At 72.3% G+C, this 9,717-nt stretch carries 12 protein-coding genes; 7 read left to right on the plus strand and 5 right to left on the minus strand.

What is annotated here, in order from left to right; all coding sequences use genetic code 11:
• A partial coding sequence (locus VGO20_RS12935; RefSeq protein WP_327502766.1) for a DUF2066 domain-containing protein occupies positions 1–1,083 on the minus strand: 1,083 nt, incomplete at its 3' end.
• Between the two features lie 180 nt (positions 1,084–1,263).
• On the opposite strand from VGO20_RS12935, the gene purM reads away from it, so the two are divergent.
• The 4 genes from purM (at position 1,264) to VGO20_RS12955 (ending at position 4,215) form a co-directional block, all read left to right on the plus strand.
• A complete protein-coding gene (gene purM, locus VGO20_RS12940; protein WP_327502778.1) occupies positions 1,264–2,340 on the plus strand; it encodes a phosphoribosylformylglycinamidine cyclo-ligase in 1,077 nt (358 codons plus the stop codon).
• Entirely contained in the window at positions 2,328–2,978 is a 651-nt protein-coding gene (gene purN, locus VGO20_RS12945; protein ID WP_327502767.1) for a phosphoribosylglycinamide formyltransferase, read from the plus strand. Before purM ends, purN begins: the two co-directional genes overlap by 13 nt.
• 140 nt (positions 2,979–3,118) lie before the next feature.
• Positions 3,119–3,259 (plus strand): aa3-type cytochrome c oxidase subunit IV, encoded by a 141-nt coding sequence (locus VGO20_RS12950; protein ID WP_327502768.1) that lies wholly within the window; start codon positions 3,119–3,121, stop codon positions 3,257–3,259.
• A gap of 65 nt (positions 3,260–3,324) precedes the next feature.
• Positions 3,325–4,215: a lipid II:glycine glycyltransferase FemX gene (locus tag VGO20_RS12955; RefSeq protein WP_327502770.1), complete on the plus strand. Its 891-nt coding sequence runs from the start codon at positions 3,325–3,327 to the stop codon at positions 4,213–4,215.
• 8 nt (positions 4,216–4,223) lie between these two features.
• Here the strand turns inward: VGO20_RS12955 and VGO20_RS12960 are convergent, their stop codons facing one another.
• The gene (locus VGO20_RS12960) at positions 4,224–4,400 is read right to left on the minus strand and encodes a hypothetical protein (RefSeq protein ID WP_327502771.1); all 177 of its coding nucleotides are present in this window, start codon (positions 4,398–4,400) and stop codon (positions 4,224–4,226) included.
• A gap of 154 nt (positions 4,401–4,554) precedes the next feature.
• Here VGO20_RS12960 and VGO20_RS12965 point away from each other — a divergent pair, with 154 nt between their 5' ends.
• Entirely contained in the window at positions 4,555–4,938 is a 384-nt protein-coding gene (locus tag VGO20_RS12965) for a group III truncated hemoglobin (RefSeq protein WP_327502772.1), read from the plus strand.
• Positions 4,939–5,002: 64 nt separating this feature from the next.
• On the opposite strand, the gene ndk is transcribed toward VGO20_RS12965, so the two are convergent.
• Positions 5,003–5,425, minus strand: coding sequence for a nucleoside-diphosphate kinase (gene ndk, locus VGO20_RS12970; protein ID WP_327502773.1), 423 nt, complete (start codon positions 5,423–5,425; stop codon positions 5,003–5,005).
• A 134-nt stretch (positions 5,426–5,559) separates the two neighbouring features.
• Between ndk and VGO20_RS12975 the strand changes: the two genes are divergently transcribed.
• Together VGO20_RS12975 and VGO20_RS12980 are read left to right on the plus strand one after the other, a co-directional pair.
• Entirely contained in the window at positions 5,560–7,494 is a 1,935-nt protein-coding gene (locus VGO20_RS12975) for an ABC-F family ATP-binding cassette domain-containing protein (protein WP_327502774.1), read from the plus strand.
• 80 nt (positions 7,495–7,574) lie between these two features.
• The gene (locus VGO20_RS12980) at positions 7,575–7,967 is read left to right on the plus strand and encodes a GFA family protein (RefSeq protein WP_327502775.1); all 393 of its coding nucleotides are present in this window, start codon (positions 7,575–7,577) and stop codon (positions 7,965–7,967) included.
• Between the two features lie 22 nt (positions 7,968–7,989).
• Here VGO20_RS12980 and VGO20_RS12985 read toward each other — a convergent pair whose 3' ends face one another.
• Both VGO20_RS12985 and VGO20_RS12990 read right to left on the minus strand, forming a co-directional pair.
• Entirely contained in the window at positions 7,990–8,655 is a 666-nt protein-coding gene (locus tag VGO20_RS12985; RefSeq protein ID WP_327502776.1) for a cold-shock protein, read from the minus strand.
• Positions 8,656–8,743: 88 nt separating this feature from the next.
• A complete protein-coding gene (locus VGO20_RS12990; RefSeq protein ID WP_327502777.1) occupies positions 8,744–9,523 on the minus strand; it encodes an SDR family NAD(P)-dependent oxidoreductase in 780 nt (259 codons plus the stop codon).
• Positions 9,524–9,717 lie beyond the last annotated feature (194 nt).

A 9,717-nucleotide genomic window follows, 5' to 3' on the forward strand; every position in this document is an offset into this window, starting at 1 on the left:
GTCCTCCAGCATCAGGTCCTGCTGGGCCAGCGCCGTGCGCAGCCGGTCGGCGTCACCGCGGTAGCGCAGCTCGACCGTGGCCTCGTCGCGCGACAGCGCGCGCAGCACCGCGCCGGACACCAGCGGGACCTCGCCGAGGCGGCGGCGGGTCTGGACCCAGTCGTCGAGCCGGCCGATCGGGACCGTGACCAGGATGCTCCCCTCCTCCTGGGACGCCGAGGTGGTCGCCAGCTTCCAGTCCTCCTCGAGCAGGCTGCCGACCGCCGCGACCGCCGCGCCGAGATAATCCTCGACCGTGCCGTCCGGGCGCGCCGGCACCGGGACCGTCCGCGTCGGCTCGGGGCCGTCGGCGCCGTAGCGCGTCAGGCGGACCTCGCCCGGGACCGACGGGTCCGGGCCGCCGGCGGGCGCCGGCAGCTCGGCGACCAGGACGTCCCCGGCGCCGTAGCGCTCCGCGATCGCGGCGAGCGCGTCGGTGTCGCCGGAGACCGCCTCCTCCGCGCTGATGTCGGAGAGGTCGGCCAGCTCGCCATAGGGGACCTGGACCGGGACCAGCCCGCCGCCGGGCGGCGCGTTCTCCCACGCGTCGCGCCAGGCCGTGCGGTCCTCCCACAGCACCGGCTCGCCGTCGGCGGCCCGGTAGACCGGCAGGACCAGGACCGGCTTGCTCATCGTCTCCGTGAAGGCGACGTTGCCGGACTGCAGGTGGTTGCGCACGGCGTCGGGGCGAAAGCGCACCGTCAGGGTCGCGAGGTAGCGCACGGACGAGCTGCGCTCCCGCTGGACCTCGAAGTCCTGGACCATGCGGGCCAGCTCGGCGTCGCCCGCGGGCGGCACCTCGGTGCCGGGAGGCGCCAGCCGCTGCACCAGCTCGGCATAGGCCTCGCGCTGGGCCTCGGCGATCGCCTCGTCCCGGGCGGCGGCGGCACTGGCCGCGGTCACGTCGACCTCGACGTCCCTGACCGTGTAGACGTCCTCGATCGAGGAGGAGGCGGACGCCGGGGGCGCGGCGTCGCCGGGAACCTCGGCCGGGGCCTGACTGGAGGCTTCACCAGCGGCTTCACCGGGGACCTGTTCCTGCACCTGACCGGGAACTTGGGCGGCGGCGGTCGCCACGTGCAGGAAAGCGGCCGAGGCGGCAACTCCGAGTAAAGCGCGGATGCGCCGTGCCTGGCGGCGGTGAGACATTGCAAAGCCTTCCGATTCGAGTATGTTCGCCCCGTTCAACGGTCCGGTTTATATCCCAGCCCGCGCGAGGACGCCATCAGCACACCATCTTATAACACCGGCGGGGCGTACAAGGATGCCGGCGTCGACATCGACGCCGGGAACGCGCTCGTCGACGCGATCAAGCCGCTCGCCAGATCGACCGCCCGCGTCGGCGCGGATGCCGGGCTCGGCGGGTTCGGCGCGCTGTTCGACCTCAAGGCGGCCGGGTTCCGCGACCCGATCCTCGTCGCCTCGACCGACGGCGTCGGCACCAAGCTGAAGGTCGCGATCGCCGCCGGCCGGCACGCCACCGTCGGCATCGACCTCGTCGCGATGAGCGTCAACGACCTCGTCGTCCAGGGCGCGGAGCCGCTGTTCTTCCTCGACTACTACGCGACCGGCAAGCTCGACGTCGCGACCGGCCGCGACGTCGTCTCCGGCATCGCCGAGGGCTGCCGCCAGGCCGGCTGCGCGCTGATCGGCGGCGAGACGGCCGAGATGCCGGGCATGTATCACGGCGGCGACTACGACCTCGCGGGCTTCGCGGTCGGCGCGGTCGAACGGGACCAGGTGCTGACCGGCGCCGGCGTCGCGCCGGGCGACGTCGTGCTCGGCCTCGCCTCGACCGGCGTCCATTCCAACGGCTTCAGCCTGGTGCGCCGCCTGGTCGAGACCTCCGGCCTCGCCTACGACGCCGAAGCCCCGTTCGAGCCCGGCGTGCCGCTCGGCGAGGCGCTGCTCCGCCCGACGCGGATCTATGTCCGCTCCGTCCTCGCGGCCGTGCGCGCGGGCACGGTCCGCGGCCTCGCCCACATCACCGGCGGCGGGCTGGTGGAGAACATCCCGCGCGTGCTGCCCGACGGGCTCGGCGTCGCGCTCGACGCGGGCGCGTGGCCGCTGCTGCCGGTGTTCCGCTGGATGAAGGGCATCGGCGGCCTTCCCGACCTGGAACTGGCGCGGACGTTCAACTGCGGCATCGGCATGGTCGCCCTGTGCCCGGCCGAGCGCGCCGACGAGGCCGAGCGCATCCTGCGCGAGGGCGGCGAGACCGTCCACCGCATCGGCACGGTCGTGCCGGCCGGCGCGGACCGGGTGGTCATCGAGGGGATGGACCGGGCGTGGCGCGTCTGAAGGTCGGCGTCCTGATCTCGGGGCGCGGTTCCAACCTGCAGGCGCTTCTCGACGCCTGCGCCGACCCGGCCTTCCCGGCCGAGATCGTGGCCGTGCTCTCCAACCGGCCGGGCGCCGCCGGCCTGGAGCGCGCGCGCGCCGCCGGTGTCGCCGCCGGCGTCGTCGACCATCGCGCCTATCCCAACCGCGCCGCCTTCGAGGAGGCGCTCGACCGCACGCTGCGCGACGCGGGGGTCGGGTTCGTGTGCCTCGCCGGCTTCATGCGGCTGCTGACGCCGTGGTTCGTCGAGCGCTGGCGCGACCGGATGATCAACATCCACCCGTCCCTGCTGCCGGCCTTCCCGGGCCTGGACACGCATCGCCGCGCGATCGAGGCCGGCGTCCGGTTCACGGGCTGCACCGTCCATTTCGTGCGCGCCGAGATGGACGACGGCCCGATCCTGGTCCAGGCGGCGGTCCCCGTGCTGCCCCGCGACGACGAGCATGCGCTCGCCGCCCGGGTGCTGGAGGCCGAGCACCGCTGCTACCCCCTGGCGCTGCGCCTGGTCGCCGAAGGCCGCGCGCGGGTGGCCGGCGTCCGCGTCGAGATAAGCGACGCCGCCGGCCCGGCCGGCGCCGTCCTCAACCCGGAGGCATGAGCGCCCGAACCCGCTTGTGCCGATGCGTTTTTCGCCCTAAATCCGATCCCGGAATTCGACCCCGAAACCGACCCCGAAACCGATCCCGAAACCGATCTCGAAACCGATCGACGTCCAGACAACGAGGGAAGCAGATGGCCATGGCCGACAACAAGCCCGTATGGCGCGACGAGCGTTACCGCGACCACCTGGAGACCTATAACGGCTTCATGCGGTTCGCCCAGTACTCGACCGTCGCCGTGATCGTCCTGCTGGCGTTGATGGCGCTGTTCCTGCTCTGACGGCGCTCCCGTTCGACCCGTTCCGGATCGACTGGAACACCTGCACCGAGTCCCAGTGGGACCTCATGCTGGCGGCGTGCCGGCGGCCGACCTTCCTGCAGTCCCGGCAGTATGCGGCCGCCCTCGCCCGGACCGAGGGGTGGCACGCCGATTTCGGCCTGATCCGGTTCAACGGGAAGCCGATCGGGATCGTCCAGGTCCAGGTCCGGCGCTGGCTGCCGTTCCTGCGCACCTGCCGCATCCATCGCGGGCCGGTCTGGATCCACGACGAGATCCCGGGCGAGATGCTGAAGCTGGTGCTGCGCATCCTGCGCCGGCGCTATCACCTGCTCGCGGGCCGGCCGCTCCTGTTCCATCCCGAACTCGCCGACACCGACGCGAACCGCCTGCGCCTGGAGCAATGCGGCTTCCGAAGGCGCGCGGAAGGCTACGGCACGATCTGGCTGGACCTGTCCGTCGGGCTGGATGCGCTCAGGGCTGGCCTCGACCAGAAATGGCGCAACGCCCTGTCGGGCGCCGAGCGGCACGGGCTCTCCCTCGCGGTCGACGCCGAGGGCGGGCTGTTCGACTGGCTGATGGGCCCCTATCTCGAGGACAAGCTGCGGCGCGGCTATGTCGGCCCCTCGCCGGCCTTCCTGCGCGTCCTCTACGAGGTCGGCGACGACGCGAGCCGGCCGGTCGTCCTCCAGGCGCTGCATGCGGGCCGCCCGGTGGCCGGCATCCTGCTCGTGCGCCACGGCCGCGCGGCGACATACCAGGTCGGCTGGACCTCCGAGGAGGGCCGCCGGCTGCGCGCGCACCATTTCCTGCTCTGGAACGCCGCCGTCTGGCTGAAGCGGGCCGGGACGGCCTGGCTCGACCTCGGCGGCGTGAACGACCGGGACGCGGCCGGCATCGCGCGTTTCAAGGCCGGCATGGGCGGCCGGCCGGTCACGCTGGCCGGCGGCTACGTCTAGTCCGGCGCCTAATCCGGACTGCCGAACCGCCCTTCAACCCCCTTGTCGCCGAGGGTCGACGGACGGTCCGAGCGCTTCTCGCGCAGCGCCTTGTTGGCTTCCTGCGCCTCGCGGCCCTTCTCGTCGGCGCCGAAGATCTCCTCCGCGCGTTCGGAACGTTCCTCGATCTTGCGATCCTTGGTCATGCTGCCTCCGGTCGCCGGTCAGAAATAAGTCCGGGATAAACAGGCCCCCGGCACCGGCGTTCCGGTGGGACCCGATGCCGCAGCCCGATTGCGTCGGCCGGCGGAAGCCGTCATCTCTACGGGGCGCGGCGCACGCCGCGGCAGGAGAGACGGCATGAACCCCGTGGACACGCCCCTTCGCGACACCATCGACGAAGCGGGCATCGCAGCGCTCGTGGACACGTTCTACGGCAAGGTCCGTTCCGATCCGGATCTCGGGCCCGTATTCGAGGGCGCGATCTCGGACTGGGGGCCGCATCTCGGCACGATGCGGCGGTTCTGGAGTTCGGTGATGCTGCGCACCGCGAGCTATCACGGCACGCCCATGCAGAAGCACGCGGCCCTGCCGGGCCTCACGCCGCAACTGTTCGACCGGTGGCTCGTCCTGTTCGACCGCACGGCCGGCGAGCTGTTCGTACCGGAACTGGCGGCCGAGTTCTGCACCCGCGCCCACCGGATCGCGCGCTCGCTCCAGCTCGGCCTGTTCTACCGGCCCTGAGCTTCAGCAGAGGCCGTCGCCAGGGGGAGGTCGGGCCGCCGGCCTTCCCTCCCCGCCGGGTGGCTCAGCCGACGATGTCGATCTCGCCGAAGAAGAACGCGATCTCCTGGGCGGCCGTGTCGGCGCCGTCGGAGCCGTGGACGGAGTTCGCCTCGATCGATTCGGCGAAATCCTTGCGGATCGTGCCGGCGGCGGCGTTGGCGGGGTTGGTGGCGCCCATGATCTCGCGGTTGCGCGCGACGGCGTTGTCGCCCTCGAGCACCTGGACCACGACCGGGCCTGAGATCATGAACTCGACCAGTTCCGGGAAGAAGGAGCGCTCGGCATGGACGGCGTAGAACTTCTCCGCCTGCTCGCGGGTCAGCCTGGTCCGCTTCTGCGCGACGATGCGCAGTCCGGCGTCCTCGAACCGGGCGTTGATCTTGCCGGTGAGGTTGCGGCGGGTGGCATCCGGCTTGATGATGGACAAGGTCCGTTCGACGGCCATTTAAAGAGCTCCTGTGCTTTCGCGGAATTCGCGGCGTTATATACGCGGGGCCGCGGCCCGGCAACCGCGTCTTTGCGACGCGGGCCGGCGGACGCTTCAAATCCCGGGCGTCTCCGTGCTAAACCCACCTTCCCATGCTCACCATCCGCGACCTGACGTTCCGCTACGGCGGACGGACCATCTTCGACCACGCCTCGGTCACCATCCCCGCGGGACACCGCGTGGCGCTGGTCGGCCGCAACGGCACCGGCAAGACGACGCTGCTGCGCCTGATCGGCGGCGAGCTGCAGCCCGACGGCGGCGACACCTCGCTGCCCGCCGGTGCGCGCATCGGCCGCGTCCGCCAGGAGGCGCCCGCCGGCGACGCGAGCCTGCTCGACACCGTGCTGGCGGCCGACGAGGAACGGACGCGCCTGCTCGCCGAGGCCGAGACGGCGAGCGACCCCGCGCGCATCGCGGAGGTCCACGCCCGCCTCGCCGACATCGGGGCCCACGCCGCCCCGGCGCGCGCCGCACGCATCCTCGCCGGCCTCGGCTTCGACGCCGAGACCCAGGCGCGGCCGACCCGCGACTTCTCGGGCGGCTGGCGCATGCGCGTGGCGCTCGCCGCCGTGCTGTTCACCGAGCCGGACCTGCTGCTGCTCGACGAGCCGACCAACCACCTGGACCTGGAAGCGACGATCTGGCTGGAGAGCTACCTGCGCTCCTACCCCCACACGATCCTCCTGGTCAGCCACGACCGCGAGCTGCTGAACCGCGTGCCGACGACGACCGTCCACCTGGAGGCCGGCAAGCTGACGGCCTATGCCGGCGGCTACGACCAGTTCGAGCGCACGCGCCGGGCCAACCGGGAACGCATCGCCGCCGCCGCGGCCAAGCAGGAGGCCGAGCGCAAGCACATCCAGTCCTTCATCGACCGCTTCCGCTACAAGGCGTCCAAGGCCCGCCAGGCGCAGAGCCGGATCAAGGCGCTGGAGCGGATGGAGCCGATCGCCACGCTCGAGGACGAGCACACGATCCGCTTCGACTTCCCCTCGCCCGAGGAGCTGGCCCCGCCCCTGATCCAGCTCGAGCGCGCGGAAGCCGGCTACGGCGGCAAGCCGGTCCTGCGCGACCTCAGCCTCAGGATCGACCAGGACGACCGCATCGCGCTGCTCGGCGCCAACGGCAACGGCAAGTCGACGCTGGTCAAGCTGCTGTCGGGGCGCCTCGCGCCGCTGGCCGGCCGCATCCACCGGTCGGCGCGGCTGCGCATCGGCTACTTCGCCCAGCACCAGACCGACGAGCTGAACGCCGGCCTGACCGCGCTGCGCCAGGCGGCGGCCTGGATGCCCAAGGAGACGGAGCAGAAGGTCCGCGCCCATCTCGGCCGCTTCGGCTTCCCGCAGGAACGGGCCGAGACGCGCATCGCCGACCTGTCGGGCGGCGAGAAGGCGCGGCTGCTGTTCGCCCTGATGACCCGCGACGCGCCGCACGTCCTGATGCTCGACGAACCGACGAACCACCTCGACATCGACAGCCGGCAGGCGCTGGTCGAAGCGCTGAACGGCTTCGAGGGCGCCGTGATCCTGATCAGCCACGATCCCCACCTGATCGAGCTGACCGCCGACCGGCTGTGGCTCGTCGACCGCGGGACGTGCCAGCCCTACGAGGGCGACCTCGACGACTACCGCCGCCTGCTGCTGGACCGCGCGCGCGAAGGCAGGGCGGGCGGCGCCGGCCGGGCCGAGGGCCGCACAGAGGGCCGAAACGAGGCGGACGCCGGCAACGGCTCGGCGGCCGCGCGCAAGGACCAGCGCCGCGCGGCCGCCGAGCTGCGCGCGGCCCTCGCCCCGCTGCGGCGCAAGGTCGAGGATGCGGAGAAGCTGATCGCGAAGCTGACGCGCGAGAAGGCGGGCATCGAGACGAAGCTGGCGGACCCGGCGCTCTATTCCGGCCCGTCGGAGGCGGTGACGAAGCTCCGGATCGAGCTCGGCGAGACCGAGAAGCGGATCGCCGCCGCCGAGGAGGCGTGGCTCGACGCCCAGGAGCGGATGGAGGCGGCCCAGGCGGAGGCGGGAGCCGCCTGAGGCGCGTCTGGGCGGGCGCTTGCCACGACGATGCCGTTCGTTCTAAGCATTCGACGGCTTGGTTCTGAAGGAGACGCGGCATGGAACGCTTCACCGGCGGCTGCCTGTGCGGCAACGTCCGGATCGTGGCATCGGGCCGCCCGTACCGGGTCGGCGTCTGCCACTGTCTCGACTGCCGCAAGCATCATGGGGCCCTATTCCACGCTTCCGCGGTGTTCCCTCAGGACGCCGTGACGGTCGAAGGGGAGACGGGCGACTACGCCGGGCGGTGCTTCTGCCCCCGCTGCGGCTCGTCCGTCTTCTCGCGCTCCGACGACGAAATCGAAGTGAACCTCGGGTCCCTGGATGCCCCCGACCAGTTCAGGCCGACCTACGAGCTCTGGACCATCCGCCGCGAGTCCTGGCTGCCGCCGTTTCCCCTCGATAGACGCTACGACCGCGATCGCGACGCCGCCGGCCGCCGCGAGGAGTAGGCTGCCGGCGCCGGGCGGCGCGCTAGCCCTTGCGCACCTCGACCGCTTCCCGCCCCTTCTCGCCGGCGCGCAACTTGACCACGACCTTCTCCCCCTCGGCCAGGGGCCCGACCCCCGACCGTTCCAGCGCCGTGGCGTGGACGAACACGTCCCGCCCGCCGTCCTCCACGCCGACGAAGCCGAACCCCTTCTTCTCGTCGTACCACTTCACCGTTCCCTCGACCGTCCCCTCGGTCGCTCCCTCTGCGGCTCCCTTTGCGGCTCCCGTATCGGCCCGGCCTGCGGGCGGGCCGCGCCTGTCCTGCGTCTTCTGCGGGCGGCCGCGCTCCTTCGCCGGGCCGCGCGGCTCGCGGCGCGGCCCGGCGCCGCCCCGATCACCCCGGTCGCCCCGGCCCCGCCCGGCCGCCGGCTCCGCGACCGCGGTCGAGAAGTCGAACTTGTAGATGCGGCTGACCTGCGGCCCGCGCTCGCCCTCCGCGAGGTCCACGGTCAGCGTCACCCCTTCCGGCAGCGAGCGCCGCCCCGCGGCCTCGACCAGGGCGGCGGGCAGGAAGGCCTCCGCCGCCCCGCCCTCGGGCGACACGAAGCCGAAGCCGCGTTCGAGATCGAACCACCGGACGGTGGCCCTGACCTCGGTCGCGACCGTCTTGACCGGACGGTAGACGTGGCGGGGCGGATGGAAGCGCATGGACCGATACCCTCGTGCTGGCCGTACGGCGAAGAACCGTCCCCGCGAGTAGCGGTTCCCCGCGCGCTTGGCAATCCCCAACCGCCGTTCAGGCGTCGGCGCGCATGCCTCCCTTCGCCGGCGCCGCGGCCAGCAGGCGGTCGGCCAGCCCGGCAGGCAGGACGCCCAGCATCCAGGCGCCGAGATATGTCGGCCACGGGAACGCGATGCGCGCGGCGTTGCGCTCCAGCCCGCGGCGGATGATCCCGGCCGCGCGCCCGGCATCCATCAGGAACGGCATGCGGAACGCGTTCACGTCCGTCATCGGCGTCCGCACGAAGCCCGGGCAGATCACCGAGACGCCGATCCCCTCGCGCGCCAGCTCGCCCCGCAGCGCCTCGCCATACACCCTGACCGCCGCCTTGCTCGCGCAATAGGCCGGCGCGCCGGGAAAGCCGCGGAAGGAGGCGAGCGAGCTCATCAGCGCGATCTGGCCGCGCCGGCGCGCGCGCATCGCCGGCAGCAGCGGGTGGACGGTGTTGAGCACGCCGTCCAGGTTGGTCGCGAAGATCCGGCGCGCCTGCTCCGGGCTCTCGCCCTCGCCGCCCGTGCCGGCCGAGATGCCGGCATTCGCGATCGCAAGGTCGATCGGCGCGCCCGCGTCCATCCGCGGCAGCCAGTCCGCCAGGAAGGCCCGGTCCGTGACGTCCGCGGCCGCCGACCGGACGTCGGCGCCGGCCGCCGCGCAGTCCCGCGCCACCGCGTCCAGGCGTTCGGGGTTCCTGCCGGTCAGCACGAGGGTGATCCCGGGCGCCGCGTAGTGCCGGGCCAGCGCCGCGCCCAGGCCGCTCGACGCGCCGGTGATCAGGATGGTCTTCGGATTCCGCATCGCTCCCCTCTCCGCCTCTCCGGCGACTGCCCCTTTTGAAACCCCCGGGCGGGCAGGGGAATCGCATTTGAGAAAATTGGGTAGCGCGTAGAACAGAAAAGGATTCTGTAGGGGGCCTGCAGTGGCAAGAGAGGTCCCAGATGACGTGGTTCGAGAACGCGTTCGATGGCCTGCCGGACCCGCGGACCGGGAAC

This window comes from Arenibaculum sp. (genome assembly GCF_035998295.1).
GTDB lineage: Bacteria > Pseudomonadota > Alphaproteobacteria > Azospirillales > Azospirillaceae > DASYHS01.

What these genes read in the sequence shown, in the direction of transcription:
- VGO20_RS12950 (WP_327502768.1), top strand. Translation starts at nt 3,119, where the DNA reads ATGGCCGACAACAAGCCCGTATGGCGCGACGAGCGTTACCGCGACCAC.
- VGO20_RS12955 (WP_327502770.1), top strand. Translation starts at nt 3,325, where the DNA reads ATGCTGGCGGCGTGCCGGCGGCCGACCTTCCTGCAGTCCCGGCAGTAT.
- VGO20_RS12960 (WP_327502771.1), bottom strand. Translation starts at nt 4,400, where the DNA reads ATGACCAAGGATCGCAAGATCGAGGAACGTTCCGAACGCGCGGAGGAG.
- VGO20_RS12965 (WP_327502772.1), top strand. Translation starts at nt 4,555, where the DNA reads ATGAACCCCGTGGACACGCCCCTTCGCGACACCATCGACGAAGCGGGC.
- ndk (WP_327502773.1), bottom strand. Translation starts at nt 5,425, where the DNA reads ATGGCCGTCGAACGGACCTTGTCCATCATCAAGCCGGATGCCACCCGC.
- VGO20_RS12975 (WP_327502774.1), top strand. Translation starts at nt 5,560, where the DNA reads ATGCTCACCATCCGCGACCTGACGTTCCGCTACGGCGGACGGACCATC.
- VGO20_RS12980 (WP_327502775.1), top strand. Translation starts at nt 7,575, where the DNA reads ATGGAACGCTTCACCGGCGGCTGCCTGTGCGGCAACGTCCGGATCGTG.
- VGO20_RS12985 (WP_327502776.1), bottom strand. Translation starts at nt 8,655, where the DNA reads ATGCGCTTCCATCCGCCCCGCCACGTCTACCGTCCGGTCAAGACGGTC.
- VGO20_RS12990 (WP_327502777.1), bottom strand. Translation starts at nt 9,523, where the DNA reads ATGCGGAATCCGAAGACCATCCTGATCACCGGCGCGTCGAGCGGCCTG.